Origin of the sequence: Pectobacterium parmentieri (assembly GCF_001742145.1) — a bacterium.
Lineage (GTDB): Bacteria > Pseudomonadota > Gammaproteobacteria > Enterobacterales > Enterobacteriaceae > Pectobacterium > Pectobacterium parmentieri.
Window position 1 is genome coordinate 2,994,461 of sequence record NZ_CP015749.1, and the last position, 26,059, is coordinate 3,020,519.

Genomic DNA, 26,059 nt, shown 5'->3' on the forward strand with positions numbered 1-26,059 from the left:
CCATTACGCGTGGTTTAAAATTGATCGAAATCAATTAAAAACCAGCAAATACATTAATTTACCTTTCTATACCCACAAACTTTTGACCTTCCCGTAGGGGGAAGGTGTAACGTCATAGCATGTTATTTCAAGATAATGACTCTATTAAGGGGAAGTAATGATGAAGATAAAAATGATGGCGGTACTACTCGGCCTAACATTAAGCGGCCCTGGTTTCGCAACGACGACTGACGCCAACGCTTTTCTGGCCAAGCAGGGGCTCGCGGGGAAAACCGTCGAGCAGATCGTCGATGTTATCGATCGGTCACCGCAAGCGAGGCCTTTGCCCTACAGCGCTTCCATTACCAGCAAAGAACTAAAATTATCGGATGGACAGCAGCAATATAGTTATCCGCTGGGAGATAAATTTTATCTCTCATTCGCCCCTTATATTCAGCAAACACATCCCTGCTTTAACCACAGTTTGTCCGGTTGTCAGGGCGAACTCGCTAATACGGCATTTGACGTAAAAATCACAGATAAAGCCGGTAACGTTATCGTGCAGAAAACACTAAGTAGTCACCAGAACGGTTTTGTTGGCGTATGGTTACCGCGCAATATTGAAGGAACGATTGATGTCACTTATCAAGGACGCGTGGCAACCTCACCGTTTGCGACCTATAGCGACAGCCAGACCTGCATGACGACATTGCCATTGAAAGAACAGGCATCGTAGTAAAAGGCACTAGCCTACGGCACAGCAGGAAACACGCCAACAGTCGCGCTTATTTTCGCCGGGGATCACCTCCCCGGCAGCGAAATATTTCTCGCTTCTTATTTACACACCAGAAGGCATTATGTGACGCGATTAAAAATACAGGCGACACGGACAATAATCGGCGCGCTTACTTTTGCGTCCATTTCTTTTCTGGTGGCTGATAAGTATGGAAGAACGTTAATAACGCTTCTGGGCTGTCGGAAAACAGCAGCATATCCGCATAGTCACGACGTAAGAATCCTGCATCAACCATGCCGCTAATCATGTCTTGCAAGGGATCAAAATAGCCCGCAATGTTGAGAAAAGCGCAGGGTTTATCATGAATACCCAACTGCGCCCATGTCCACTGTTCGAATATTTCTTCAAATGTTCCAGCACCGCCAGGAAGGGCGATAAACGCATCAGACAACTCTGCCATCTTGCTCTTGCGCTCATGCATGTTTTCAACAACATGCAATTCTGTCAGTCCCTGATGCACAATTTCTTTTTCAACGAGTGCTCTGGGCATCACGCCGATCGCGGTGCCAGCGTGGGATAATACAGAATTTGCTATTTCCCCCATCAACCCAACTTTACCGCCACCATATACAATATCTACACCGGAATCGGCAAGGAAATGCCCCATCTGTTTAGTTTTCTCAATATAGATAGGTGAATTACCCGGTGCCGAACCACAAAAAATGCCAATTCTCATCACAAACTCCCTGTAACAAATGGTATTCACTGATTCTACCACCGCATGCCAGGAACAATACTGCGTTATCGCATAGAAAGCCAATAGCTGCTTGAGATCGGTCAACACATCAGCAACGAGTTCATTATCTCCGAGCACACTACGTACCCAGCCAAACATCACTTCCTGATATTACATGCCAGCTTTGATTGGACAGTGCTAATCAGATAGGCATGCTTCGTCAACATTTCAAACTGGATAACGTCATGTTCAGCCAGAATAGGGATCGCCTCTGCAGGGGCATTATCATTGATATTTTTATTCATCGTGATATTGCTCGCCACCAGACGGTTTCCCTCCCAAACTGAATCAAAGCTGAACGAGCGCAGGATCGTCAGCGGCACGCCATCCTCGCCAATGTAAAGACCGTTGACCAAAACCAGCACTCTATTTTTTTCATTCAGATAAAAATAGACGTCATATTCCTTTTTGATGCGCTGATCCTCTGCGTAGAGAGTTACCTCTGCCTGACATATCAGCGATTTTTTGAATAAATTACTTTTTAAATAAAAGATCGTTCCCAGGAAAAATGAAATAAAAAGCACCATTGCTGTGAAAAAAACCTTCCTTTTTACTTTAATTATTAACATAAGTTACACAATTCCCCCCATCTTTCTTGCAGGAAATAGCAATTTCACTCTTCTTATCCAACGTTCCAGACATAACCGTTTTTTTCGAATTAAAGAACAATGTGTTACCTGAACAAAGATGTTCATAACCGGGCGGGAGAGAATGACTCACACTGTCATACAAATAGAAAAGATCGCATTTCCCATTCATACTCACGTTGACAACCTGTCGATACGGAAAACGATTTACGTTCGCTAGCGTTAGCAGGATTGCGCCAACAACCACAGTCCAGAGGATAAGATACTTGATGTATTGCTGTTTTTTTACCGGCTCAGGCATCGCGTGATGTTCTATAGAAAACGAATTTTCTCCCTCATAGTCCTTTGGTTCAACGCCCCTTTCAACACATTGATTTAAATTATTTTCTCCCTCCACCTCTCTATTTTCCCTCGAAGGAAAAACACGGCTTTCAACATTAAAAACAATGCCTATTTTAGGAATAGTTACTATCGAATCGGCAATATCAAACTCGCGTAATACCTTCCTTAGCAGAGAGAGATAATTGTTGAGATTATTAATAGAAGGGCAAAGCGCATGCTTTTCCAGTGCTTCCTCTAGCAAAAAATCACGGCTTAGCGTTATCCCTTGATTCTCTATTAATAAGCAGAGCAATCGTGAAATAGGAAAATTCACAGAGATTGCTTCACTTTCACGCCCTACCCATGCCAGCGTTCCCTCACCCTCGTTGAAAATGATTAGATCATTAATCAAATAAACCATTCGACCTTTTCCCATCAAAATTAGAGGTACTATTCATTTGTTACAAACAGATTGTAGATACGCTGCTTCATGAGCATAAAACCAACGGAATAGTCCGAAAAAAAATCATCATAAAAAATAAAAACACGCTTTCCATAAAGAAAAATCAATTATATACAGAACGTTACCGCCCCATCAGAGGCAAGAATAAAAACTTAACCATTTATTGTCAAAGATTATTTAACGTTCAATTAACCATTGGTAAAATAAAAAGACATTTCATTTTTTTATAAAAAAATAGATATTTCACGACACCCACAATCAAATAAAATGAATGGTAAATAAGGTATTGAATTAAAATAATTTACACCTAAAATAACGTTTATATCCCGTGCTGCCCCCCCTGACACGACAAAAAACCAGAATAAAAACCTAAATAAATTAAAATTCAAGATATTTAATCTAAATAAACATAATCAAGCCAATACATTTGACCAAAAAAAACAATAAACACTACTATCTAACCAACATATGGAAAGCTGATTGGGCACGCCAGCCAACATATTCGCTACGTGAATAGGCTAAAAATCGTAATCGGTCAGCAGAGACATGACAAAAAAGGTATTACCCACTATGCAGAAATGTGGGGGAGCACTCATGAGAGTGCGCTGCTAGCGCTAAAGGGCGGTGTGAACGATGCAGGTATTGCTGTAGAGCATGCCTCCGAGGAGTAACACCAGGGGGTTATCCAGCACAGCAAATTTTTTATCTTAAAAAGAAAGATAGTTACGCTAACAACAGGGTCAAATGGGTATATCCAATAAAATGGGAGGTTTCCTCCCTTATACCCTATTTATTCCACATTTTAATTGGTGTGAATGGATACCACAATGCTGCATCTGCTAAAGCCTATATTCCTATGACAATGAAGAGTTTTATGCTCAAGGGAAAAGTAAAACCTGCGTTATTTCACTATGAAATTTTCATTTTTTCTTTGAGTACAACACCACTCAGTGCAACGAAATTGAACGTTAATGTACTGGATGTCGATGAGCACAGCGAAATTAATCCTTACCATTTCTCCGCTCCCGAAGATATCACGCCGGGCACCTCTCTTTTATCCCAAAGAATGAACCCACGTGAAAGACAGCAGCAGGCCGTTAACGCACCGCCAGAAAGCAATAGTCGTTCCCAACCAGCGGTCGACCTCCCGCTTAAACTCGTCGATAACCTGGCGCTAACACAAGAAGTGCGACCAGATCACGCGCAGTACAAACTCGCCGCCGAAGCTTCATGGAGGCAATCCATCATCCTGCCCGCTACCTTAAATCACCGTGATGCGCTGCGACTTCCCTGTAAATAAGCCGCGAGAAATAGAAAAGTCTGGAGAGTACGTTATGAAATGCCCATTTTATCAGCGAGCAGCGGGATTTATTATCAGTTACTTGTTTTTGATACCCTCAGCCTATAGCACCCTGAGCCTCGATCGCACCCGCGTTATTTTTAACGATGAGGAACAATCCGCAACGGTGATGCTGATGAACCCAAATGCGGAACATCCGATTCTGGCACATTCCTGGCTGACGGACGATCAGCACAATAAAGTGACCACGCCGCTGATGGTACTGCCGCCGTTACAGCGCATCGAAGCGAAAGGATATAGCCTGACTCGTCTGGTTAAAACTGAACAAATCACCCAATTGCCGACCGATCGCGAATCGCTGTTTTACCTTAACGTCCGAGAAATTCTGCCAAAAACAGAAAAGGTCAACGTATTGCAGATCGCCATTCAGTCTGAAATCAAAGTGTTCTTCCGCCCGCGTGGTGTAAAACCAGGAAAAGATGAGATATGGCAGAAAAAACTGCTTATAAAAAAAACAGGCAACACGTTTCAGGTAGAAAATCCAACACCGTACTACATCACGGTAAGCAGCATCTTGAAGCAGCCCAAAACGACTCACGCCAAGCCTGCCAACCTATTAAAGAGAAACGCCTTTATGGTAGCGCCACGCTCAACGTTGTCTGTTGAGGTCAATAACGGCGCGATCAATCATTTCTATCTGTACTACGTCAACGACCACGGTGCCTATGTGCCGTTGCCCTTTACCTGCGCACAAAACCAGTGTCAGCCCGTTCCTCATGAATAATCATCAGGGAGATCCGTCAACATATTATTCTGCGATTTAATTATCACTACTCCGCGCACCTGCATGAGATAGCAACGATGATAAAAAATGACAATACAGTAATGAAAACTACGTCACACCATGCCCTGCTCACTTTAGCAGTCGGCATCATGGCACTACAATCAAGTTCACCTCTTGCACTACAATCCCCTCCTCTGAGCGATAATGAAGTGACGTTCCGCGTCTCCGCCGTCAACGCTGGCTGTAATGTCAGTACGGAAAGCAAGGTGATTGTGGTAAACATGAGTGAAGTCTCTGAGCGCTATTTAAAAACCAATAGCTACGGCAACTGGCATGACTTCACGATTAACCTCACGGACTGCAATCTGGATACCTACCAAAACGTTACTGTTCGTTTTTCAGGAAAAGAAGAGCTGCTATTGCCCAAGCATCTGGCACTTGATACACCATCCAGAGCCAAAGGTATCGCGATTGGCATTTATCATGCCAATAAACTGATTGGCATCAATAGCAGCGCGGACAGCATTGTGTTGCAAAGTGGGGACAACGCCATTCTCTTTTCAGCCCGCATCGAAAAGATACGCGACGATTTGATTCGATCCGGTGATTTTGTGGCAACGGCGAACTTCACGTTGAGCTATTTATAGTAGGTTAAGAGTGAGGCATAGGCCGCTACGTGCCTTACCCGATACAGGCACACATACCCTTGCGGCTAAACCTATTGGCTAGCGGCTAAAAACCAGAGGAATTCTTTTCGAAAACAGGAAATATGGGATCCAGACGACAATGCTGAAAACAATCGCAGCAAGCATACTAAATGCATTATCGTCCAGCGCGACACCAAATAGCTGTGAAGGCAGTAACGTTAGGCAATATACGATAACCGCATTAATGACATAGTAAGCGACCATCACCACCTTCGTCCGCCGCTTGCGCCGAAAAAACGTTAGCGCAGTAAAAATCGACATACCAAGTAAAACAATTACGCAAAATATAGCGAATAGACTGTAATAACTCACAAACCCCGTTTTTTTGAAATGCGCCAGCACGGCACTGACCAGTTCATACAGCGAGAACGGAGCCATAATGACAGAGAGAATAATTCCCAGCGCCGGAAGGTAGAGAATACCGTTAATCTTCTGCTGTTCTTCTCTTTCGCAATCTGTACACAAACCAGACTCTTTTTGCGCATCGTTCTCGCAATTCAGGCACTTCATTTCTTAATTCCTGTAAAAATGTTCTAAAAGAAAAAAACGGTTCCCCGCCCCGACATAGCCCGTTATTGTCGCCTATCCCCGAGCCAATGTTAACCCTACTCCACCATCCACTCAGGTAGCACGTACTCAGGTGAGTGTCGAAAATATCTTACAGAGCCAAAAGAAAAAGCGCCTATGTCATTGAGGCAACGGGCGCTATCATTATTCCCGACAGCAGCTCACTGCGCCGTCGGGCAAGTCACTAGAATCAATTCAGAACAGCGAACTAGAACGCATAGTTGACCGTCATTGAGACGCTGCGCGGCGCACCATACACGGCATAAGGCGCAAGGTAGTCGCTGTACTCTTTATCAAACAGGTTGTTGATATTGGCCTGAACTGCCAACTGCTTGGTCACCTGATAACGGCCAAACAGGTTAACCAGCGCGTAGCTACCTTGTTCGGCACGCAACGTTGTGTTTTGCGGGCCAGAACCTTCCTGCCAGATACCATTTTGCCAGTTAACACCGCCGCCAACGGTTAATTCCGGCAGCACTGGCAACTGGTAGCGAGTAAACAGCTTGAGCGACGTGCGCGGCTGTTCTGGGTTGACTGACTTACCATCTTGATCGTCAACCACATAGCGAGAACCACCAAACGTCATTTGCAGATTATCCGTCACCGCGCCGTTGACTTCAAATTCAATACCTTTGCTGACAACACCATCAACTGTACGGTAGGCAAACTCACCGCCACCTCCGGGGATCGCGATTCCCGTTGATTGTCCTAGGTTATCCTGCTCAATACGGAAGATTGATACCGAGGCCGTCAGGCGGCTGTTATACCAGTCTCCCTTAACACCCGTTTCGTAGTTTTTACCTGTAGTCGGAGACAGATATTTTTTATTAATATCTTTTTGCGTTTGCGGTTGGAAGATATCGGTGTAGCTGGCATACGTCGACCAGGTATCGTTGATGTCATAAACCAGACCAACATAAGGCGTCACACGATTATTGCTGGTATCACCCGTCGACCCCATGATGCTCCAGTCAGTATAACGCGCGCCAGCAATCAGATGCAGCGGATCGGCCAGAGAGAAGCGCGCCGACGCATAGAGTGATTTTTGGCGTGTGGTTGAATGTTCATAATCCGCCCAGACTCCCGGCACAAAAGTGTTATCAACCCAAGATCCCCATGTAGGATCGGCAATATTGCCATTCCAGTTGTAGTAATTGCCCATATCAGTCGGGCTGATCGTGGATTGCGTGTTATAGAACTGGCTACGCTGTCGAGTATAGCTGCCGCCAACCACCAGCTCATGCTGGCGTCCTAATAGCTCGAACGGGCCAGAAGCATAGGTGTCAATCGCATCAACTTTACGGGTTCCTTTGTTCCATCCACCGTAAGCACCAACATTAGCGCCAGACGGATCAACAAGTATTCCGGTATCTTTATCGGGGAAACCATTGGCATACATCAGCTTGGAATCGAAGTTGGTTTCGCCGTGCGTCCCATTCATACGCACCTGCCAGCCATTATCAAAACGCTGAGTCAGATCGGCAAACACTTTTCTCGACGTTTTATCGGAATAGCTCCAGTTCGGTGCGGAGTTAAATTTGTGCCCAAAATTAGTGGGACTGCCATCGGTAAACCATGTTGGCAAACCACCCCAGGTTGGGCTATCTGTATTGCTTTCCTGATAATTATAACCAAGCGATAACGTGGTGGATTCTGTTACATCAGCATCAATCACGCCGTAGAGGAATTTTTTGCGGCCGTGGTAACGATCGAGCCAAGTGTCGTTATCCTGATAGCCCGCAATTACACGCCCGCGCACATTGCCAGACTCCGTCAGCGGCGCAGACAGATCGGCCACCATCCGCTGTTTATCCCAAGAACCATAACTACCCGACACAGAGCCCTTAAACTCGCGACTGTCCGCATGTTTGCGTACCATATTCACGGCAGCAGAAGGGTTACCCGTTCCCGTCATTAACCCCGTAGCCCCGCGCACGACTTCAATACGGTCATAGATCGCTGTGTCTGAGCCTGAATCACCAAAATCCCAAATTTCGTTCACGACCGTTGGAATATCGTCGAACAGGTAGTTAGTGATACGGAAACCGCGAGAGAAATACGTCACACGTTCTGAGTCGATAATTTTAGAGGACACACCTGTCGTGTTCGCCATTACCTCACCAATCGTTTGCAGGTTCTGATCTTCGATACGCTGCTTACTGATGACACTCACCGACTGCGGAATATCGCGCGGCGTCAGCGTCATTTTGGTTCCGGCGTTAGTGACTTTCACGCTGTAATCCTGCGGGTCGCTGGCCTCTGCATTAGCATTAGCATTTGCATTCGCGCTAACGACAAGCGTATCGCCTGAAGCAGGATTTTCTTCGGCAACAGCCTGAGCAGGTAGGAAAGAGGCAGAAATCAACAGGGCGAGAAGGGAGACTCCGAATGGTTTTGTTCCGGCCAGCGAAGAATCACAAACGCGCATTTTTCCGGCGCGAGTAACTCCAAAAGACATGGTATATCCTCGGTTAACTGATGGTAATTTTGGCGAGATGCTGAGGCGTGTTTTGTCAACATTTGCACAGAAAGGTAAATGATAACTATACGCGTTATTATTTCCATTTCAACAAAACGATTAATTCCATTAAAATACATATAGATAAAAAAGAACAATTCACCATATCGTTAACGAGGCATTGTTAAAAAAGAAACATTTGAGAGGTTTAAGCCGCTCAGTAAAGCGAGAAAGTCGCGGCATAGAGGAAAGGCTAGCGGAAAATATTCACCTATGCCTCCTTTATGAGGCATAGGCTGACAGGGGATTACGAGCTAAGCCTTTTCAATCGCGATCGTCCCAAGATCCTCGTCATAACGTAATACCGTGCCATAACGAGCGCTCATACGCGTCAGATCTGCCGCGATTTCATGCCCAAGAGCCGCAGACACCGTAACAGGTAAACCACGATCGAGTGGGCGCTCACGGTTCATACCCAGATCGAGCGGAAGTAATTTGAACTGTAGCGCCCCATCGGCGTAATCCAACAGCGCGGCACAATTTTTGGAGAAACGTGATTCGGCATTGAAGCCAATAAAGTTACCTTCCCGATCTTTTGCTCGTGCCCGGTGCAAATCGGAAGGGCGTGCATCGTGATCGTAACCATAGGCGGTGTACATTTCTGGCGCGATAATCGATTCACCCGCTTCAAACTCCATCAGCAGGCTACCCAGATTGTAAAAAATCGGACGTTTGTTATAAATTTCCACGCCACGCAGGAAGTGCGCACCATGTCCCACCACTGCCGATGCGCCAGCATCAATGGCCCGGTGAGCAAAATCTTCGATAAATTCAGGTGGATGTGGCGCATACCAACCATCACCTTCCCCTTCATGCGTATGCAGGCTGACGATGGCGACATCGGAACGATTTGCTGCATCGCGCACGCTTTTAAGAATCGCGGCACAATCTTCTTCATTCATAAATGTGCGAACATAAGCTTGCTCGCCACGCTCTATTGGTATCGAACTTTCAAACAACGAGCCAAATTTGAAACGATCGGGTCCCTGATCCGCCATCACTTCAATTCGGGCTCCTTCACGGTTGCTGGCAGCAACACCTAGCAGTTCAGTGATCTCCTGCAGTTGCTCAAACTCCTTATCCGGCAACACGTAAGCTCGCCCCCAGCGCAGCGGGTTGAGGCCGGGACGTGCCACCACACTTCCCCCTGCGACACTTGCGGCAAAGACTTCCGAACGGGTGCTGCTGACAGCCACCACGCCGACCCGCCCTTTTGGCGTATCGAGGAACCGCGCAGCGCGGGCGTCATCAAGGTTACGCCCCACACCACAATGAATCAGCCCGCGTTCTTCTGCCGCGTCGATCGTATCAACGACGCCTTCCCAGCCAAAATCACCCGTGTGGTTGTTAGCAAAAGAAACCAGCTTGATATTCAAATCAACAAACTCATCCAGCGTTGCCTGCCTCACCGCCGTGATATAGCCACGACCCGCCGCAGGTGGTGTGGTGGGTTTTGGGCAACAAAACTCAGCATTAGCGAAAACCGCATCCGCCGCCGCAAGTTGGTCAACGATGTTTTTGTCTACTCGCGCAGCCAGATTGCGGCTGGAAAACAGTAAATCCCCACAGGCAATAATTCGCATAGCATGACTCTCTTTTAGCATGATGTGTCGTTCGATGGGATAACCCGAATGGAAGGCTAAGCTTGCCGAATAAGGGCAAAAGCCCGTTCCAGATCGGCCAACAGATCGTCCACACTCTCTAATCCCGCGTGGATACGCAGCAGCGTGCCGGGATGCGCATCAGGGTGAACCGATCGGACAGGGTTTAGTGGCAAGATCAGACTTTCGTAGCCTCCCCAGGATCCGCCAATGCCAAACAAGGTGAGCGCTTCAACAAACGCAGTACGCTTGTGACTTAGCTCGGGGTGAAGCGCAAACGCAAAGAGCCCTGATGCCCCCGTGAAATCACGTTTCCACAAGGCATATCCCGGATCGCTGGGTAATGCTGGGTGAATGACCCGAGCAACTTCCGGCTGACGGGCAATAAATTCGGCAAGCCGAAGCCCTGTTTGATAATGGCGTTCCAGACGGACATGCAGCGTGCGTAAACCACGCTGCGCCAGATAGCAATCATCAGGGCTGGCAAGTAAACCCAGCTCATGCGTAGTCGATTTTAGACGTTGGTAGGTGGCTTCGGTGGCGGTAACAATCCCCATCATGACATCAGAATGACCGACAATATATTTTGTCGCCGCCTGAATAGAGATATCTACACCTTTAGTAAAGGGTTGAAAATACAGCGGACTAGCCCAGGTGTTATCCATTACCACAATTGCGTCATGCCGATGAGCAACCTCGGCGATGGCGGGAATATCCTGCATTTCAAACGTCATTGAACCTGGCGCTTCGGTGTATACCAATCGAGTCTCAGGGCGGAATAATTTTTCAATATCCGCGCCAAGTGCAGGATCGTAGAACTCAACGTTGATGCGAAATCTTTTCAGCAACGTGCCAGCAATTTGGCGCACCGGACCATAAACGCTGTCAGGCACCAGCACATGATCATCTGCCGAAGTAAAAGCCAAAATGGCCGTGGTACACGCAGAAACACCGGAAGGATAAACAAAAGATTTATAGCCACCTTCCAACTCGGCGATGGCCTCTTGCAACGACTTACTGGTTGGCGTGCCGTGTCGGCCGTAGAAAAGTTCTGGCTCATCGAAAGATGTTTGCTGCCGTTGCTTATTATCCCATTCCGCCATCGACCCGCAAATCACCGTGGATGTACGGTAGACCGGTGTATTAACCGTGCCAAGAAAATCGTCTGGATGGCGTCCGGCATGGATAACCTTCGTTTCAGGTTTCATGATAAATCGTGTTCTCGTTGATGGGCTGGCCCGATTCCTCTCTTTTTACCAGTCTGCCGCAACCCATCCCTAAATCAACAACTATCTCGTATTTTTCATATACAGCAATATTACATCATATTCCGAATTAACCTTATCCTGATGCCGCATGGTGAGAGACATGCCGACATAAGCGGCCACATTCAATTATTCCATGATAAATTTATTCGCTTCTTCACGCACCAGTATCCCCAATGCATCAAGGTCTTCGGTGCGAATACGGACAGTTGGACCTGAAACGCCAACAGCCCCAATGACGTAACCGTTACGGTCGAACAACGGTGCCGCCGCACCGCGAATTCCCAAATGAAACTCTTCATCATGCAGTGCGTAACCCTGCTGTGCGATAGTCTGCAGCGCTATCTGAAAGAGACGTGGATCGGTGATGGTATGCTCCGTTTGCGCATGCAATTGTTCGGGTAATGGTGCATCCGCCAGTGCCAGAAAAATCCGGCCAATCGCCGTGTACGCCAAGGGAGCCAAAGTACCGGGACGGCTATCAACCCGCAAAGAGTAGCGGGATTCGATCGTATCCAGGTACAAAACCTGTTCGTCTGCCAGAATCGATAAATGTACCGCTTCTCCGGTACGGGCAGATAAACGTTCCAGAACCGGCCGGGCACACACGCGCAGGCTTTTCTGCGGGCGCACGGTATTCGGCCGCTCAGCCAATTTGGGCCCGAGCATAAAGCTGCGACGTTCGCCGGATTGCGCATAGCCCGCCTGAGCCAGCGTTTGCAGAATACGTGATGCACTACTTTTATCTATCGCAAGCACATCGGCGACATCGCTGGTTCGCACCGTTTGGTTATGTATCAGCAAATCAAGCGCCGCCAGGCCTTTTGTCAGCGTCTTAAGCTCCCCTTTCACGCTTTCGGTTCGAGTCGCCTCTTCAGTTGCGTTCGTCACAGGCTGGACGTTGCGGGTTTTCACGTTTCCATTCTCTCTATTAACGGGCATATGCAAAAAGTTGATATATATACAACTTAATCGAATGTTGATTTTATTGACACAAAATGGCAGTTACCCCTACATTTCCCTCTATCTTTGGGCTGCCTCGTGAGCAAAATATATCAGAGGCTCTTATCTTAACTAAGGTAAATTGATCATATGTCAAAAACAACACTGAGTTCTCTGATGACATTGAGTGGTGTTGCGCTAGCCGCATCATTTATTCCCACGATTGCCCACGCTGATGTGCTGGAAAAAATTGCCGATCGCGGCGTGATTTCGGTCTGTACTAACGTCAATAATCCACCACTGGCCTTCCTGGAGTCCTCGGGAGAAACCAAAGGTCTGCACATCGATCTGCTGAATGACTTTACTCAACGGCTGTCCACGCAACTGGGTAAAACGGTCAAAGTGGATCTGGTTCCTGTTTTGCCCGCAAACCGCGTGCAATTCCTGCAACAGGGCAAATGCGACATTCTGTTTACTTCATTGACGGTCAGTGAAGAGCGCAAGAAGTTAGTACAATTTGTCGAACCTTACTATTACGCCGCGGGTCCAGCGCTGCTGACGAAGAAAGGCGTAACCTTCTCGAACTGGGAAGAAGTGAAAGGCAAAGCGATTTGTAGCAACCAAGGATCGAGCTGGAACGTACCGTTAGAACAGAAATTTGGTGCCAACATCGTTGCTTTCCAGACTCAGCAAGAAGTCGATCAATCCTTACGTGACGGACGCTGCGCCGCACTCGTATCCGATGACAGCTATCTCCAGGCGCGTTTTCTTAACGACAAAGAAGGCATCTGGAAAGATTACTTCATTCAAAATCTGACACCGTTTACCGAAGGCCCGTGGGGTCTGGCGGTTCGCTTTAACGAACCACAGTTTACTCAATTCATTTCCAGCGTGATCAAAGACTGGAACAAGCAAGGCACCATCATTGAACTGGCGAAAAAATGGGGCCTAAAACCGGCACCGTTTGCAGTAAAAGCCCACGAAGAAGCCATTAAGCTATAACAATGATGTCATTTATCGCCGATGGGTTTAAAGCGCTCTACGAGCAGACCGGCTGGAACTTTTCGGTATTTTACAACGCATGGGAAGCCCAAAAATACCTTACCGGGCTTACCCTTGCCGTTGAGTTGGCGGTCTGGTCACTACTCGGCTCAATGCTCATTGGGTTCCTGTGCGTGTTTGCCAGACAGTCCAACCTGCGGCCTTTGCGCTGGCTGGTCACGGCCTATGTCGAATTATTTCGTAATACGCCGGGGCTCGCCCAACTGTACTTTTTATTCTTTGGTATCGGCTCTTACTTTCACCTTTCCACTTACGGACAAAACGGCGAACTACCGCTGGTATCGCCGTTTCAATTCGTGGTTATCGCTCTGTCGCTGCAATATGGCGCATTTGTCGCTGAAATCCTGCGAGCAGGCATTGAAGCCGTGCCGAGAACCACTGTCGAAGCGGCAGAATCCCTCGGTTACAACCGCACCCGTGCCATGATTCATATCATTTTACCGCTGGCTTTTCGCACCAGTCTGCCTGCCTTGGGCAATAACATGGCTCAGATCGTCAAGAGCACTGCGCTTGCTTATGCCATAGCAGTACCAGAAGCCTTGTATGTGGCGCATGAAATCTGGACGGAACACTTTAACGTGCTCGAAATGATGAACGTGGTACTACTCAGCTATCTGGGGTTAATGGGCATATTCACGCTGTTGGTGAAACTGCTGGAGCGTTGGCTAAAAGTACCGGGGCTAGGACGATGACGATCATAGACGCAATTTTTCCAGCAGGCAGCGCTTTCGCAGTATTGCTCCCCTGGCTACCGCTGATCCTGAAAGGGTTTGGGCTCAACTTGCTCATCTCGGTTCTGAGTATGGCGATTGGCATGTTGGCCGGTACACTGCTGGGTGCGGCACAAATGGCTAACCTTGCGATTATCCGACTGCCTGCCCGCATTCTGACATTATTCTTTCGCAACAGTCCCTGGCTGGTCATCATGTTTTATGTGATGTTCCTGCTGCCGTTTGAGATCAAGATTGCAGGCACGTGGTTCAGTTTTCCAGACTGGGTAAAAGCCGTTGTGGCGCTGGCTATCCCCGTCAGTGGTTATACCTCGGAGATTGTGCGCGGCGGGCTGAAATCCATACCCACCACCCAGTGGGAAGCGGCCGCTGCCCTCGCCTTCGGCACCGTTCGCACCACGCTCACGATCATTTTACCGCAGGCGATACGCCAAATGGTGCCTCCCACCATGAACCTGTATTGCTCAGTGGTTATGGCAACGTCGCTGGCTAATGTGGTTGGCGTACAGGAAGTCATGACGATCACCCAAACGATTCTGACCACGGAAACACGCCCCGGCCTGATTCTGCCAGCCTATAGCATTACGCTGATCCTCTTTTTTGCTTTTGTTTTTCCGATCTCGTTATTTTCACGCCGTTTAGAACGGACGTGGCAATTTGGAACCCGCTGATGACTGATACGCACACGCTGCCTGCACAGGTAATCCTCACCGATGTTCATAAATCCTTCGGCAAAACAAACGTGCTGAGCGGTATTTCACTGTCCGTCGCACGTTCAGAAATTGTTTGTATTATCGGCCCTTCCGGCTCTGGAAAATCTACGCTATTGCGCTGCATCAACGCGCTGGCACCTATCAACGCAGGATCGATCACCGTCGGCGGCATTGAGGTGAACGATCCCAAGCTGGATGCACTGGCACTGCGGCGCAAGGTGGGAATGGTTTTCCAGAGCTACAACCTCTTCCCACACCGTACTGTGTTGGAAAACATCATGATGGCCCCTATGCAGGTGTTAAAACAGCCAGCGCGAGACGTGGAAGCGCGCGCCCGTGAGCTGTTGGCAAAAGTGCATCTGGAAGCCAAGGCCAATGCTTATCCAGGCGAGCTGTCCGGCGGGCAACAGCAGCGCGTCGCTATTGCGCGAGCGCTGTGTATGAACCCGGAAGTGATGATGTTTGACGAAGTGACGGCAGCATTAGACCCCGAGATGGTCAAAGAAGTGCTGACCACCATTCAGGATGTGGCACGTGACGGTATGACCTGCATTTTGGTCACCCATGAAATGCGTTTTGCTCGTGAGGTCGCCGACCGTATCTACTTTACCGACAAGGGAAAGATCGTTGAAAGCAACACGCCGCAGGCATTCTTTGATCACCCACAGGACCCTCGTACACAAGCCTTTCTGGACAAAGTGCTGTAATAGCAACGGACAAAACATAATGAAAACGTCATATGCTAACGGGTTGGTAAGTACCAAATGGCTTGCCGCCCATCGAACCGATCCCAACATATTGATTTTTGACTGTACCACCCGTTTAGTCCCCGATGAAAAAACGCTGTACCGCGCAGAACCCGCGCGGGCGGATTTTCAGGCCGGTCACATCCCCGGTGCACAGTTTATTGATGTCCAGGCCGACCTGTCTGATAACACCCATCGCTATAAATACATGCTTCCTACGCCAGAGAGCTTCTCCGCTGCCATGACTCGCTTTGGCGTTCGTCCCGGTGTACACATTGTGGTTTATTCCAGCGCCGATCCGTGGTGGGCGACCCGCGTCTGGTGGTTGTTACGTGTTTTTGGCTTTGATAACGTCTCTGTGCTGGATGGCGGATTGCAAAAATGGCGGCGTGAACACCTGCCGCTCGAAAGTGGCAAGAGCCGCTATCGCCCGGCAGGTCAGTTCGTCGCCACGCTACGTCCGCACCTCATCGCCGAGAAAAATGACGTGTTGGACGCCATCGGTAATGAGCACATCTGTATCCTTAGCGCACGCCAACCCACACAGTTCTCCGGCGCGGAGGGTAACAATTATGGTCGTCCTGGACGCATCACAGGTAGCCACAATCTGCCCGCCGCCAGCCTGTTCGATCCCACCAGTGGAACGTATCTTCCGTTAGATCGGCTGCGCGACGCCGTTGCCACGCTCAATCTCAACAATAAAAAAGTCATTGCCTATTGCGGACACGGCGTAGCAGCCAGTGCCGATGTTTTTGTCCTGACGCAACTCGGCCATCCTGATATCGCTCTTTACGATGCTTCGCTGTCCGAATGGGCAGACGCGGACGATCTCCCAATGACCGTCGGATAATTACACGCGATAACTCATGATTACCGAATAACCACTGGAGAACCATTTTGATTTCTATCGGACTTATTGGTGCCGGTCGCATTGCCTCAGTGCACGCTCAACACCTGAAAAATCACTCGTTTGCACGCCTTGTTGCCGTTACCGATCCATTGACGACGCGGGCAGAGGCGATTGCCGCCGAGCATGGTGCTCGCGTATTCCCTAACGCGGAGGCACTCATTGCAGCGCATGAAATTGATGCCGTTATCATTGCATCGTCAACGGAAACGCATTGCCCGCTAATGCTGGCCGCCGTGCGAGCGGGAAAGAAGGTGTATTGTGAAAAACCGCTGGCCTCAACGTTGGCAGAAGCCCATCGCACACTGATTGAACTGGGCGAACAGCAGCAGCAGGTGATGGTTGGCTTTAATCGTCGCTTCGATCGTAACCATGCCGCGATACAAACGGACATTACGCAGGGGCGTCTTGGTCGAGTACAAACCGTGCAAATCACGTCACGCGGCCCTAATGCAATTCCCTCTCTGGAGTATCTGCGCGTTTCTGGTGGCCTGTTTTATGACAAGATGATCCACTTTTTCGATCTGGTACGCTGGTTAACAGGTGAAGAAGTCACGGATATCTCAGCCTTCGGTTCAGTGATTGCCGACCCGCTGTTTCGTGAAGCTAACGATGTGGATACTGCGATGGTGACGCTGCGCACCGCCAGCGGCGCGCTTTGCCAAATCGATAACGCCCGCCGAGCCGTATATGGTTATGACGATCGCATTGAAGTATTTGGTACAGGCGGACTGGCCGAATCATCACGCATTACCGAAGGCAGCGTCATGCGTATTTTTGATGATAAAGTCCTGACGGAAGGGTTGCCTAAAGATCCAATGATCCGCATGGCACCAAGCTACTCCGCCGCCATCCAAGCTTTCACAGTATTTGTGCATAACGCGGGCACGCCAGAAGCCATTTCCGTCCCCGGTGTTTACGATGGACTCCGCGCCCAAATGATGGCGGAAGCCGCAACGCGCGCCGCAACAGAACGTCGTATTGTGACACTGGCGGAAATTGAAGCGGAAATAGGCTAAAAATAAATGGCAAAAAAAGGGGGGCATGATTTATCATGCCCCCTCTGTTTTTAGTAAAAATCGAGCTTCAGGAAGATCAACAAACGAGCAACTTACTCATAAAAAACAGACTTTTCGATACAACCTGAATTTTATTATAATTTATTTAGTGTTTTCCCTGGTGAGGCAAACACATGTTTAATTTCTATTTTTATCACCATACGTTCAAAACATATCAGATGATGTGTTTATCATAGCGCGACATTGCAACCTAGAAACGAGTGAAACTCACCCTTGCTTAAGTATATTTAATATGATAAAGAAATATTCATATTGGAAATATAATTTAGCATGCTAATAATGGGGTTTTATTGTAATGAATCTGAATATTACTGACACACCAGAGTCGGATGAAGAAGAATTTGTAATAGCAAGCCTGTGGAAACACAACGCACAGTATGATGCCGTTGATATTTCTCCTCTTTTTTTAAATTTCAAAGACGATGAAAATAACATCATCGCTGGATTAATATCCAGAACCTGGTGGGGAGCATTGGAAGTTCAATACCTTTGGGTTAGTGATAAGCACCGTAAAAGCGGCCTTGGCCGTCAACTTATGCAAGCTGCTGAAAAAGAAGCACTAAAGCGTGATTGTCATCTGGCTTATGTAGACACATTCGAATTTCAAGCCAAGGGATTCTACGAAAAATTGGGGTACAAGGAATATGGCAACCTACCGGGTTACGCGCACAGGCATACTCGACATTATTTAGCTAAACTGATCCGTTAAATTAATCCCGACCTATTAAGGAGGGCAGGATGCCATCATCACAAGAAAACATGACTGATTATATTCGCAATCTGATTATTATGATGGAGTGTTTAAATGAACCATGGGGTATTAAAGATTTATCATCGCGCCATGTTTACATGAATAAAGCCGCTTACCTTTATACCAATACGCCAGTACGTTTTGATATTGAAGGACGGCTAGATGATGAATTTCCTGCCAGTTGGGCGGAGCTTTCTGATGATTTAAAAGAACATGATAGGCTGACAGAAAATAGTGAGCAGCGCGTAACCGTGATCGAAACACACTATTGGTATGGAAAGAAAACGCTGACGCCCTTCGTCAGCGAAAAGATTCCTATCTTTGATGAAAATAAGGTGTGCATTGGTACGATGTGGAATGCCAGGGCTCTGGATACGCGATCTCCACTTATTTACATAGACCACAAGAAACCGACTACGTTACAAACCGAGTTAACTACCAGTATTTTTACCCAGTCAGAACTTGACACTATATTTTTGATGTTACAGCGTTTTTCAAACAAAGAAATCGCAAGAAAAATGAACGTATCACCAAAAACTATCGAGAACAGAATATATAGTATGTATCAAAAGGCGGAGACTCATTCATTACCTCAGTTTGAGGAGTTTTGTCGTCATCTTGGGATTGATGGTTATATTCCCAATTCCCTAATAGAAAAAGGCATTCAATTTATATAAGCGAATATATCCACATGGAAAAAATAGATGATTATCCGGTCAGTCGCGTTCCGCTAAATGTTCGACTGCCTTTTTTAAACGTAGCGTTAGTACACATCGGTATGCTAACCGCGCTAGACCAATTTATGTTAGGCGCGGTGCTCGGCCATTCAATGACGCTAAGCCAAGCCTTTATCGCCATCTTTATTGGCAGCGCCATTTTTGGCGTAGTGACGGTGGGATTGGGCTACGCCGGGATGAAAGAAGGGATGTCCGGCAGTCTGCTTGCGCGCTGGTGCGGTTTCGGCCGTATTGGGTCAGTTCTGATTGGGTTGGTTATCGCCATTAGCCTCATCGGCTGGTTCGGTGTTCAGAATGCAGTATTCGCCAAAGCACTCAACTTCGCGATGGAGAACAAACTCGGCTTTGGCTGGTCTGCTGCCCTTTCCGGTATTGCACTAACTCTGCTGGTTGCCTTTGGTTTTAGAGCATTACGCTTCACCGCCAAAATTGCCGTACCGATGTTTATTATCGTTGTCGGCTATATCTCGATCATGACGCTCTCCGGCCACAATATTGCTGAACTGCTTGCTTCAGCCCCCAACGGCGAAGTCATTTCCATTAGCGCCGGCGCGACAATGGTGGTAGGCGGTTGTATTGTCGCCAGCTTAATTACTCCAGACATGACGCGTTATTCCCAAAAAGGAAAACACGTTTTCTGGATGACGATGCTGTCGATTATCGTCGGGGAATTTATTGTGAATGGCCTCGCCATCATTATTGCCCGCGCACTCAATACCGCTGACGTTGTGACGATAATGTCCCAGGCTGCAGGGGGGATCGGGCTGATTGCCGTTATATTTTCAACATTGAGGGTGAACGATATCAACCTTTATTCTTCCTCTTTGGGAATTGCCAACGCGATAGAAGGCGTCACGGGAAAAAAACTACGCTATGTATCAATCACACTGGTGATTGGCCTCATCGGCACCGCACTATCTGTAGCCGGTATTTTGGACCGCTTTATCGATTTTCTGACGCTATTGGGCGTGCTATTCCCACCGATTATCGGCGTGATGCTGGTTGATTATTATATTTTACGCACTCACAGAACGCTGCTCGACACCAGTCGTGCCGAAGGCAAATTACCCGACAGCGCACAAACGCCACTGATTGGCTGGCCAGCGATGATTGCCAGCGTCGCGGGTGCCATCATCGGATTAGCCTTTGAGTGGGGCGTGCCAGCGTTTAATTCGTTACTGGCAGCCAGCCTGCTTTATTGGGTAATTAAGCATTACACCAACAATTCTATTTATTTTAAGAAACTCGAGCATAACCAAAACTTAAAATGAAATAGGTTACGCGATAAAGTTAATCTATAATCCATATCGACCTCTTTTCATAGAGGCCGATATTTTTTCACTTAAGTAAACTAGAACCTAAATAATTCGAGTTACATGCAGGCGGCGACGCAGTGAATCCCAGGAGCTTACATCAGTAAGTGACTGGGGTGAACGAGGAAAGCCAACGTACAGGTAACTTGAAGTATAACGGATATAGGCCATGATGGCCTTGGGATGGGGCCTTATATATTAACGAGAAATTCACTCTCATAAAATAATAAGGCTGATTAGCAATATTCATGCTAGGAAAAGGATTTATGCCAAAGATGAAAACACTTCTCACGCCGCTAAACTGTTTACTCGTTTTAAGCGGCGCATTAATGGTCAATACGGCAAATGCTGCTGAAGCTTGCGTCGCAGGTAACTGGCAGGTAAATAGTTCCATCACCGATATGCCTTCCGTGAAATACCAGACGGAGCACTTTGCCTTCCGCTGGAATAATAACGACGTTAACCGTAATGACGCGGTTGCCGCCGGACAGAAACTGGAACAAATTTGGGATAAGTTCATTAACCAAATTCAGTACCCAGAGCCTTATTGCAAGCAAACCGTAAAATATAAAGCCAATATTCACATCGATCCTACTTTTGGCCTCAGCGGCGGTATTGCTGGTGGTGGCAGTATGGGAATGTGGATCGGCCCCGCCTCACTGAAGGATAACTGGGGGCTGGCGCATGAATTTACCCATGCGTTACAAGGCCAAACCGGCGGTTTTCAGGGTTCGGGCGGGGCAGACTACGTTGGCTGGATTTGGGAATCCCATGCGAACTGGATGACGCACCAGATGGATGAATTCCGCGGTACGTCAGCACACTGTTCGGAAATGCAGGTCAACTATTCGCATATTTATCTGGGTTCAACCCGTAACCGTTACTGCAACTGGCAGTTTATGGAATACCTGAAAAACCGCTTTGGCTATGGCGTTATCAACGATATGTGGTCAAAGGCGCCGAAAGGGGGCGAAAGCGGTCAGGCTACTGCCGATCCATTGTCCGTTCTGCGTACCAACATGGCGTGGAGTCAGTCTGAATTCAACGATATCTTCGGCGACTGGGCAATGCACAACGTCAACTGGGATTACGTCGATCCAGATGGTTTCGACCGTGGTCGGTTTTATCGTTCAACCTACGGCAGCTATGGTGCGGTACAACCTAACCAGAGTAACGCCGACCGCCTGTTAAGAACGACAGCGCTTGAGCCCGTTGTCGGAGCCAGCGCCAGCCTCCGACGCTTCTCTGTACCGTTCGATCAGGCTCCACAGCAGTTGGGCTACAACATCGTCCGGTTAATCCCTGAAAGTGGTGCGACGAAAATCACCGTCAAATTCCGTGGCATGGTGCAGAGTAAATCTGCCATTACCCGCTTCCCTGGGCTGAAAAACGATCCGGCAACCATGCCGCAGCCAAATTCCGACTGGCGTTGGGGTATTGTTGCGATTGGCTCAGACGGCGTTTCACGTTACAGCGAATTGCAGCGTGGCGCATCGGCAACGCTGAAAAACTTCACTATCCGACAGGACGATCGCGGCATTTACATGGTCGTGATGGGCACGCCGTCGCAAATGCAGAAGATCAAGTGGGATCAGGCTTACTACTCCCTTTACCGCTATCCGTGGATGGCTGATTTCACTGGCGTTTGGCCAGAAGGCAGCCAACCCGGTGCACCGAATCCAACCGCTAACGGCTCTCGCCATCCAAACGGCGGCGGCTGGGTATCTAACTCCGCAAATGTCGCCCCTACCGCATACGTCGGGCCTTATGCTCGCGTGATCGGCGGTACGGTGAGGGATAACGCCAGAATTGAAGATCGTGCAACGATTCTGAGCGGAACGGTGGAAGGACGTGCCGTTGTTAGCGGCCTGACCGTGATGCAGGGCGATACCATCGTCCGTGATAACGCACGGCTGCATACGGTCTTCATGGGGCCGGGAGCCTATGAACGCGGTATTGTGTTGTCAGGCAATGCGCAAATGCGCGGGGATGCGGAAATTCGCGGCGTTTCCGCATCGCAGGGCGTATTCTATGGCTTTATTGATGAAGATGAAGTCAAAAGCAGCGCAGCCGGTGCTTACCTGACCGAGGCCGTGCCAGAAGTGACGGCGGTTCCGGTCTACAGCACAAAATAGTATAACTACGAAAAGGTATAGGGCTAGTTCAGAACCACACTACGTTGGTTCTCAAAATAAGTCGGCCCATAAATAAACAGGCCGCCAATATGGCGGCCTGTTTCATGCGATGCATAGCACAGATTCTTAGAACAGTGCGCCAGGCGGCACGTTTTTATAAGTATTCAGGTAAGCCGCCAGCATTTTTTTAAAGAAGTTACGCACTTTTTTCACCTTATTTTTACTTAACTTATTGCTTAACTAAGCAATAGCTTTAATCACGCGATGGAATAACGGTTCTCTTAATGGCGATGCTTTGCCTTATGTCGAAGAATTCTACAACGCCTGCTTAGCAAAAGCACATTTTTTGTGACATGAATCACAAAATTAAATTTACCCGTCTCAACTCCCTACCATGCTGATTTTCTTTTGTTGCGAATCATTACTCTCAGTGACCAATACGCTACGGGCTATGCTATGCTCATGATGAAAGACGAAATTTTAGTCACATCTCGTTATTAATTGAGCGCTATTTACTGTCCGTTAGCCCATTTTTCACGCACGGTCACCACGATTTCGCTATTGGTTATTCGCTGATGAAGGCCCTTTCCGTCCACATGGAAACCTGGAAACTTAACCTCTTCTCTGCCTGGCTGGGATGCTTTTTCACCGGGTTGGCCATGAGCCAGATACTGCCCTTCTTGCCGCTGTACATTGAGCAGCTCGGTGTTAATTCACACGAATCGCTGAGCCTGTGGTCTGGTTTGATCTTCAGCTCGTCTTTTCTCATTTCTGCCGCCGTAGCACCACTGTGGGGAAGCCTCGCCGACCGTAAAGGTCGCAAGCTCATGCTGCTGCGCGCCGCACTCGGTATGGCGATCGTGATGTCGCTGCAAGGGTTGGCGACTAACGTGTGGCAGTTGTTCATCCTGCGTTCGTTAATGGGGCTGACCTCCGGCTACATTCCTAACGCGATGGCGCTGATCGCCTCGCAGGTTCCGCGTGAAAAAAGCGGTTGGGCGCTGGGTATGCTATCAACCGGGCAGATCGCTGGTGTCATCCTCGGTCCCTTATTCGGCGGCTTTATGGCCGATTATATTGGGCTACGCATCGTCTTTTTCATCACCGGCGGCCTGCTGTTTACCAGCTTCCTGATTACGCTTTTCGCGATTAAAGAGAGCGTGGTGAAGGTCACAAAAGAGAATCGACTCAGCGGGAAAGCCGTTTTTGCTTCGCTGCCTTATCCAACGCTCATCATCTGCCTGTTCATTACAACGATGATGATCCAGATGGCAAACGGCTCCATCAGCCCCATTCTCACCTTGTTCATCCGCGATCTGGCTCCCGGTACGGACAATATTGCCTTTATCAGCGGCGTAATTGCCGCCATTCCCGGCGTATCCGCGCTGCTATCGGCACCGCGTCTTGGCCGCTTAGGTGACCGAATCGGCGCACATCGCGTCCTGATCGCCGCATTGGCGATCAGCGTGCTGCTATTCTTGGTTATGGCAATGGTACAGAGTCCGACACAGCTTGGCATTCTGCGCTTCATGCTGGGCTTTGCCGATGGCGCACTGATGCCAACCGTGCAGGCGCTATTAGTCAAATACAGCAGCCAGCAGGTAACAGGCCGTATCTTTGGCTATAACCAGTCATTTATGTATTTGGGCAACGTGCTGGGGCCGCTGATGGGCTCAGGCGTATCCGCCCTGATGGGATTCCGTTGGGTATTCGTCGTCACCGCTTTTCTGGTGCTATGCAACACGCTGCAACTCTTTTTCGTCTTCAGGAAACCGCGCGGAAAAGGATAACTACCGCCTCCCGAAGCAACGATATGTCATGAAAATCGCATCTTTCCTTTCAAAATCAGGGATGCGATCACAGAACTGACATATCTATTATTTATGCTCCGACGATACTTCTGTCAAATCGGCTCATATCAAAAGAGCATCCCATGAAACACACGTTGTTAGCATTGCTGGTTGCCGGATTTCTGCCATTCAGCGCTCAAGCTGAAGGAGAAAGCGTAACGCGCTATATCGTTACCTTCCCGGCTGGCGATCATGTTCCGTATCAGGGAAAATTCGCCAAAAACTTCCCCAATGGTCTGCCGGTTGGTATTGGCTCTGGCCTCTATTTCACGGGCAAACAGGGTGATGACCTGATGTTCACCACCGTCACCGATCGCGGCCCAAATGCCGATGCACCGCTATCTGACGGAAAAGAGGCCAAGATCTTCGCTAGCCCTGACTTTGCACCGCTAATTATGGATATTCGAGTTAGCGCGAAAGCAGCCGAAGCCATTAATCCTCGATCGCTGCACGATGCCGAGGGCAATATCACTGGCCTGCCCCTGCCTACGGATTTTATCGGCACGACCAACGAAGTAGCGCTGAACGACGCGCTACAACCGCTCAGCACCAGCCAACGTGGACTGGACACCGAAGGGATCACGCCGGATGGCAAAGGCGGTTTCTGGCTGTGTGACGAATACGGCCCTTTCCTGATCCATATTGATGCCGGCGGGAAAATCCTGCAAAAATTCGGGCCGACGCCTACGGGTAATGAACACTCCGTTGCCAGCGGATTACCAAATATCATCAAATGGCGTCAGCCGAATCGCGGTTTTGAAGGCCTGACTCGCCTGCCCGACGGCACGATCGTCATGGCCGTACAAAGTACGTTGGATATCGACGGTAAAACCAAAAACAAAGCACAGTTTACGCGTCTGGTGATGTTTAACCCGGAAACGCAAACCAGTCGTATGCTGGGTTATCCCATCAACATCGACAGCTATAAGAAAGCGAAAGATGCCAAGATAGGCGACATCGTCGCACTGGATAATCGGCGCATTCTGCTGGTTGAGCAAGGCATGGATAAAGATAAACAGATGCAGAACCGCATCTATCTGGTCGATCTCAGTAAGGCGAGCGACCTGACGCCGTTCGATGCCGAGGGTAAATCGCCAGAATTTGACGATCCCGCTCAGTTGGAAAAACGTGGCATTACGCTGGCGCACAAGCAGGAGTTGGTTAACCTGCGTAAGCTTGGCTGGCAGCAAGAGAAAGTGGAAGGTCTTGCGCTAGTCGATAAACAAACGCTGGCCGTCATCAATGATAACGATTTTGGCCTGCAATCCGTGCTGCACTCTCCCGCGAAGGCAAAAGATAAGGCGGATGACTATCAGGCGACAGCCGACGGCAAACTCACGCGAGATGGCAAGGCGGTCGAGACGACGTTAGAAATCAAACCATTGCAGAAGCCAGAAGCCGACAACGAACTGTGGTTGATTACATTGGCACAGCCGCTGAAATAACTGCTAGCATGGCTTCCACCGGAG

General features: G+C 48.5%; 25 protein-coding genes. 16 read left to right on the forward strand and 9 right to left on the reverse strand.

Annotated features, from left to right (window positions below):
* Positions 1–157 precede the first annotated feature (157 nt).
* Positions 158–715, forward strand: a complete 558-nt coding sequence (gene cueP, locus A8F97_RS13625) for a copper-binding periplasmic metallochaperone CueP (RefSeq protein ID WP_012822780.1) — start codon at positions 158–160, stop codon at positions 713–715.
* Positions 716–884: 169 nt separating this feature from the next.
* On the opposite strand, the gene A8F97_RS13630 is transcribed toward cueP, so the two are convergent.
* The 3 genes from A8F97_RS13630 to A8F97_RS13640 form a co-directional block, all read right to left on the reverse strand.
* A complete protein-coding gene (locus tag A8F97_RS13630; RefSeq protein ID WP_162939893.1) occupies positions 885–1,454 on the reverse strand; it encodes an LOG family protein in 570 nt (189 codons plus the stop codon).
* Between the two features lie 155 nt (positions 1,455–1,609).
* On the reverse strand, positions 1,610–2,080 hold the full coding sequence (locus A8F97_RS13635) for a hypothetical protein (protein ID WP_012822778.1): 471 nt from the start codon (positions 2,078–2,080) through the stop codon (positions 1,610–1,612).
* On the reverse strand, positions 2,067–2,840 hold the full coding sequence (locus A8F97_RS13640; RefSeq protein WP_033070986.1) for a winged helix-turn-helix domain-containing protein: 774 nt from the start codon (positions 2,838–2,840) through the stop codon (positions 2,067–2,069). Before A8F97_RS13640 ends, A8F97_RS13635 begins: the two co-directional genes overlap by 14 nt.
* A gap of 916 nt (positions 2,841–3,756) precedes the next feature.
* Here A8F97_RS13640 and A8F97_RS13645 point away from each other — a divergent pair.
* The 3 genes from A8F97_RS13645 to A8F97_RS13655 all read left to right on the forward strand — a co-directional run bounded on the left by A8F97_RS13645 (position 3,757) and on the right by A8F97_RS13655 (position 5,613).
* Positions 3,757–4,182, forward strand: a complete 426-nt coding sequence (locus tag A8F97_RS13645; protein ID WP_033070985.1) for a hypothetical protein — start codon at positions 3,757–3,759, stop codon at positions 4,180–4,182.
* 34 nt (positions 4,183–4,216) lie between these two features.
* Positions 4,217–4,966 (forward strand): fimbrial biogenesis chaperone, encoded by a 750-nt coding sequence (locus A8F97_RS13650; protein ID WP_012822775.1) that lies wholly within the window; start codon positions 4,217–4,219, stop codon positions 4,964–4,966.
* Between the two features lie 101 nt (positions 4,967–5,067).
* Positions 5,068–5,613 carry a fimbrial protein gene (locus A8F97_RS13655; RefSeq protein ID WP_227001554.1) on the forward strand — a complete coding sequence of 182 codons (546 nt, stop codon included), beginning with the start codon at positions 5,068–5,070 and terminating at the stop codon, positions 5,611–5,613.
* A gap of 78 nt (positions 5,614–5,691) precedes the next feature.
* On the opposite strand, the gene A8F97_RS13660 is transcribed toward A8F97_RS13655, so the two are convergent.
* From A8F97_RS13660 to A8F97_RS13680, 5 genes are all read right to left on the reverse strand, one after another.
* The gene (locus tag A8F97_RS13660) at positions 5,692–6,183 is read right to left on the reverse strand and encodes a DUF2569 domain-containing protein (RefSeq protein WP_012822773.1); all 492 of its coding nucleotides are present in this window, start codon (positions 6,181–6,183) and stop codon (positions 5,692–5,694) included.
* A gap of 265 nt (positions 6,184–6,448) precedes the next feature.
* A complete protein-coding gene (fhuE, locus tag A8F97_RS13665; protein ID WP_033070984.1) occupies positions 6,449–8,698 on the reverse strand; it encodes a ferric-rhodotorulic acid/ferric-coprogen receptor FhuE in 2,250 nt (749 codons plus the stop codon).
* Positions 8,699–9,012: 314 nt separating this feature from the next.
* Positions 9,013–10,362 carry a CapA family protein gene (locus tag A8F97_RS13670; RefSeq protein WP_227001555.1) on the reverse strand — a complete coding sequence of 450 codons (1,350 nt, stop codon included), beginning with the start codon at positions 10,360–10,362 and terminating at the stop codon, positions 9,013–9,015.
* Between the two features lie 35 nt (positions 10,363–10,397).
* Complete coding sequence (gene metC / locus A8F97_RS13675) at positions 10,398–11,567, reverse strand: cystathionine beta-lyase (protein WP_033070983.1); 1,170 nt, start codon at positions 11,565–11,567, stop codon at positions 10,398–10,400.
* Positions 11,568–11,753: 186 nt separating this feature from the next.
* The gene (locus A8F97_RS13680) at positions 11,754–12,539 is read right to left on the reverse strand and encodes an IclR family transcriptional regulator (RefSeq protein WP_012822769.1); all 786 of its coding nucleotides are present in this window, start codon (positions 12,537–12,539) and stop codon (positions 11,754–11,756) included.
* A gap of 177 nt (positions 12,540–12,716) precedes the next feature.
* Here A8F97_RS13680 and A8F97_RS13685 point away from each other — a divergent pair, with 177 nt between their 5' ends.
* From A8F97_RS13685 to A8F97_RS13730, 10 genes are all read left to right on the forward strand, one after another.
* Positions 12,717–13,568 (forward strand): transporter substrate-binding domain-containing protein, encoded by an 852-nt coding sequence (locus A8F97_RS13685; protein WP_227001556.1) that lies wholly within the window; start codon positions 12,717–12,719, stop codon positions 13,566–13,568.
* Between the two features lie 2 nt (positions 13,569–13,570).
* A complete protein-coding gene (locus A8F97_RS13690) occupies positions 13,571–14,320 on the forward strand; it encodes an amino acid ABC transporter permease (RefSeq protein WP_025919888.1) in 750 nt (249 codons plus the stop codon).
* A complete protein-coding gene (locus A8F97_RS13695; RefSeq protein WP_012822766.1) occupies positions 14,317–15,030 on the forward strand; it encodes an amino acid ABC transporter permease in 714 nt (237 codons plus the stop codon). The genes A8F97_RS13690 and A8F97_RS13695 overlap by 4 nt, the downstream gene beginning before the upstream one ends.
* Entirely contained in the window at positions 15,030–15,779 is a 750-nt protein-coding gene (locus A8F97_RS13700; protein WP_012822765.1) for an amino acid ABC transporter ATP-binding protein, read from the forward strand. The genes A8F97_RS13695 and A8F97_RS13700 overlap by 1 nt, the downstream gene beginning before the upstream one ends.
* A 19-nt stretch (positions 15,780–15,798) precedes the next feature.
* Positions 15,799–16,668 (forward strand): sulfurtransferase, encoded by an 870-nt coding sequence (locus A8F97_RS13705; RefSeq protein WP_033070982.1) that lies wholly within the window; start codon positions 15,799–15,801, stop codon positions 16,666–16,668.
* Between the two features lie 47 nt (positions 16,669–16,715).
* Positions 16,716–17,744, forward strand: coding sequence for a Gfo/Idh/MocA family oxidoreductase (locus A8F97_RS13710; protein WP_033070981.1), 1,029 nt, complete (start codon positions 16,716–16,718; stop codon positions 17,742–17,744).
* A 355-nt stretch (positions 17,745–18,099) separates the two neighbouring features.
* Positions 18,100–18,513, forward strand: a complete 414-nt coding sequence (locus tag A8F97_RS13715; protein ID WP_014698849.1) for a GNAT family N-acetyltransferase — start codon at positions 18,100–18,102, stop codon at positions 18,511–18,513.
* Between the two features lie 29 nt (positions 18,514–18,542).
* Positions 18,543–19,232, forward strand: a complete 690-nt coding sequence (locus A8F97_RS13720) for a helix-turn-helix transcriptional regulator (RefSeq protein ID WP_025919887.1) — start codon at positions 18,543–18,545, stop codon at positions 19,230–19,232.
* A gap of 14 nt (positions 19,233–19,246) precedes the next feature.
* Positions 19,247–20,563 carry a purine-cytosine permease family protein gene (locus A8F97_RS13725; protein WP_033070980.1) on the forward strand — a complete coding sequence of 439 codons (1,317 nt, stop codon included), beginning with the start codon at positions 19,247–19,249 and terminating at the stop codon, positions 20,561–20,563.
* A 308-nt stretch (positions 20,564–20,871) separates the two neighbouring features.
* Complete coding sequence (locus tag A8F97_RS13730) at positions 20,872–22,740, forward strand: Svx/AvrXca family virulence/avirulence protein (protein ID WP_012822760.1); 1,869 nt, start codon at positions 20,872–20,874, stop codon at positions 22,738–22,740.
* Positions 22,741–22,866: 126 nt separating this feature from the next.
* On the opposite strand, the gene azuC is transcribed toward A8F97_RS13730, so the two are convergent.
* Positions 22,867–22,923: a stress response protein AzuC gene (gene azuC / locus A8F97_RS25160; protein ID WP_123785391.1), complete on the reverse strand. Its 57-nt coding sequence runs from the start codon at positions 22,921–22,923 to the stop codon at positions 22,867–22,869.
* A gap of 413 nt (positions 22,924–23,336) precedes the next feature.
* Between azuC and A8F97_RS13735 the strand changes: the two genes are divergently transcribed.
* Both A8F97_RS13735 and A8F97_RS13740 read left to right on the forward strand, forming a co-directional pair.
* Positions 23,337–24,530 (forward strand): multidrug efflux MFS transporter, encoded by a 1,194-nt coding sequence (locus tag A8F97_RS13735; protein ID WP_005971978.1) that lies wholly within the window; start codon positions 23,337–23,339, stop codon positions 24,528–24,530.
* 143 nt (positions 24,531–24,673) lie between these two features.
* Positions 24,674–26,035 (forward strand): esterase-like activity of phytase family protein, encoded by a 1,362-nt coding sequence (locus tag A8F97_RS13740; protein WP_033070979.1) that lies wholly within the window; start codon positions 24,674–24,676, stop codon positions 26,033–26,035.
* The last annotated feature ends 24 nt before the right edge of the window (positions 26,036–26,059 follow it).

Coding starts and splice junctions, on each gene's coding strand:
- cueP (WP_012822780.1), top strand. CDS start 158: ATGATGAAGATAAAAATGATGGCGGTACTACTCGGCCTAACATTAAGC.
- A8F97_RS13635 (WP_012822778.1), bottom strand. CDS start 2,080: ATGTTAATAATTAAAGTAAAAAGGAAGGTTTTTTTCACAGCAATGGTG.
- A8F97_RS13640 (WP_033070986.1), bottom strand. CDS start 2,840: ATGGTTTATTTGATTAATGATCTAATCATTTTCAACGAGGGTGAGGGA.
- A8F97_RS13645 (WP_033070985.1), top strand. CDS start 3,757: ATGCTCAAGGGAAAAGTAAAACCTGCGTTATTTCACTATGAAATTTTC.
- A8F97_RS13650 (WP_012822775.1), top strand. CDS start 4,217: ATGAAATGCCCATTTTATCAGCGAGCAGCGGGATTTATTATCAGTTAC.
- A8F97_RS13655 (WP_227001554.1), top strand. CDS start 5,068: ATGAAAACTACGTCACACCATGCCCTGCTCACTTTAGCAGTCGGCATC.
- A8F97_RS13660 (WP_012822773.1), bottom strand. CDS start 6,183: ATGAAGTGCCTGAATTGCGAGAACGATGCGCAAAAAGAGTCTGGTTTG.
- fhuE (WP_033070984.1), bottom strand. CDS start 8,698: ATGTCTTTTGGAGTTACTCGCGCCGGAAAAATGCGCGTTTGTGATTCT.
- A8F97_RS13670 (WP_227001555.1), bottom strand. CDS start 10,362: ATGCTAAAAGAGAGTCATGCTATGCGAATTATTGCCTGTGGGGATTTA.
- metC (WP_033070983.1), bottom strand. CDS start 11,567: ATGAAACCTGAAACGAAGGTTATCCATGCCGGACGCCATCCAGACGAT.
- A8F97_RS13685 (WP_227001556.1), top strand. CDS start 12,717: ATGTCAAAAACAACACTGAGTTCTCTGATGACATTGAGTGGTGTTGCG.
- A8F97_RS13690 (WP_025919888.1), top strand. CDS start 13,571: ATGATGTCATTTATCGCCGATGGGTTTAAAGCGCTCTACGAGCAGACC.
- A8F97_RS13695 (WP_012822766.1), top strand. CDS start 14,317: ATGACGATCATAGACGCAATTTTTCCAGCAGGCAGCGCTTTCGCAGTA.
- A8F97_RS13700 (WP_012822765.1), top strand. CDS start 15,030: ATGACTGATACGCACACGCTGCCTGCACAGGTAATCCTCACCGATGTT.
- A8F97_RS13705 (WP_033070982.1), top strand. CDS start 15,799: ATGAAAACGTCATATGCTAACGGGTTGGTAAGTACCAAATGGCTTGCC.
- A8F97_RS13715 (WP_014698849.1), top strand. CDS start 18,100: ATGAATCTGAATATTACTGACACACCAGAGTCGGATGAAGAAGAATTT.
- A8F97_RS13720 (WP_025919887.1), top strand. CDS start 18,543: ATGCCATCATCACAAGAAAACATGACTGATTATATTCGCAATCTGATT.
- A8F97_RS13725 (WP_033070980.1), top strand. CDS start 19,247: ATGGAAAAAATAGATGATTATCCGGTCAGTCGCGTTCCGCTAAATGTT.
- A8F97_RS13730 (WP_012822760.1), top strand. CDS start 20,872: ATGCCAAAGATGAAAACACTTCTCACGCCGCTAAACTGTTTACTCGTT.
- A8F97_RS13735 (WP_005971978.1), top strand. CDS start 23,337: ATGGAAACCTGGAAACTTAACCTCTTCTCTGCCTGGCTGGGATGCTTT.
- A8F97_RS13740 (WP_033070979.1), top strand. CDS start 24,674: ATGAAACACACGTTGTTAGCATTGCTGGTTGCCGGATTTCTGCCATTC.